Annotated in this window: 2 protein-coding genes; both read left to right on the forward strand. The window is 67.0% G+C overall.

The window, feature by feature from the left end:
* The coding region (gene fabZ / locus HC022_RS27095) for a 3-hydroxyacyl-ACP dehydratase FabZ (RefSeq protein ID WP_167454438.1) at positions 1–364 on the forward strand (364 nt) is incomplete at its 5' end.
* The gene (lpxA, locus tag HC022_RS27100; RefSeq protein ID WP_008884444.1) at positions 361–1,146 is read left to right on the forward strand and encodes an acyl-ACP--UDP-N-acetylglucosamine O-acyltransferase; all 786 of its coding nucleotides are present in this window, start codon (positions 361–363) and stop codon (positions 1,144–1,146) included. The genes fabZ and lpxA, both read left to right, overlap by 4 nt.
* The last annotated feature ends 4 nt before the right edge of the window (positions 1,147–1,150 follow it).

The following is a 1,150-nucleotide window of genomic DNA, read 5'->3' on the forward strand; positions in this document are numbered from 1 at the left end:
CGGCTACCAGTCCGCCGTCGGCATCAAGAACGTCACCATGAACGAGCCTCATTTCCAGGGCCACTTCCCCGGCCAGCCGATCATGCCCGGCGTCACCATCGTCGAGGCGATGGCACAGACCTCGGCGGTGATGGTGGGCACGGCGCTCGGCCTCGCGGACAAGAACCTGAAGGTCTATTTCATGGCCATCGACAAGTGCAAGTTCCGCCGCATGGTGGTGCCCGGCGACCAGCTGCGAATGAAGCTCACCACGGTGCGCGGCAAGCCCGGCGGCAAGGTCTGGAAATTCGCGGGGGTGGCCGAGGTCGACGGCGAGATGGCCGCAGAGGCCGAATTCACAGCGATGATGGACCTGCCCGCATGAGCACCGAGATCCACCCCAGCGCCGTCGTCGAGGAGGGCGCGCAGATCGGGGAAGGTTGCCGCATCGGCCCCTTCTGCCACGTCGGCGCCGAGGTGGTACTCGGTCCGCGCGTCGAGCTGAAATCCCACGTCGTGATCACCGGCGACACCGAGATCGGAGAGGAGACGGTGATCTTCTCCTTCGCGGTGATCGGCGAGATCCCGCAGGATCTCAAGTTCCGGGGCGAAAAGACCCGGCTGGTCATAGGCAAGCGCAACCGCATCCGCGAGCATGTCACGATGAACTGCGGCACCGAGGGCGGTGGCGGCGTCACCCGCATCGGCGACGACGGCCTGTTCATGGCGGGTTGCCACGTGGCCCACGACGCGCAGATCGGCGACCGGGTGATCCTCGTGAACAACTCGGCCATCGCCGGGCACTGCGTGCTCGACGATGACGTCATCGTCGGCGGCCTTTCGGGCGTGCACCAGTGGGTGCGCATCGGGCGCGGGGCGATCATCGGTGCGGTCACCATGGTGACCAACGACGTGATCCCCTACGGCCTCGTGCAGGCGCCGCGCGGCAAGCTCGACGGGCTGAACCTCGTGGGGCTGAAGCGCAAGGGCGTGAGCCGCTCCGACATCACCGCGCTGCGCGCCGCGTTCCAGATGCTGGCGCAGGGCGAGGGTGCCTTTGCCGACCGAGCACGCCGGCTGGGAGACGAAACCCAGAGCGACTACGTGCGCGAGATCGTGGCCTTCATCCTCGGTGACAGCGACCGTCACTTCCTGACACCGGGCTGAGACC

Origin of the sequence: Salipiger sp. HF18 (assembly GCF_011806505.1) — a bacterium.
Lineage (GTDB): Bacteria > Pseudomonadota > Alphaproteobacteria > Rhodobacterales > Rhodobacteraceae > Salipiger > Salipiger thiooxidans.

Excerpts from the sequence above, each read along its gene's own strand:
- lpxA (WP_008884444.1), top strand. The coding sequence starts at position 361 with ATGAGCACCGAGATCCACCCCAGCGCCGTCGTCGAGGAGGGCGCGCAG.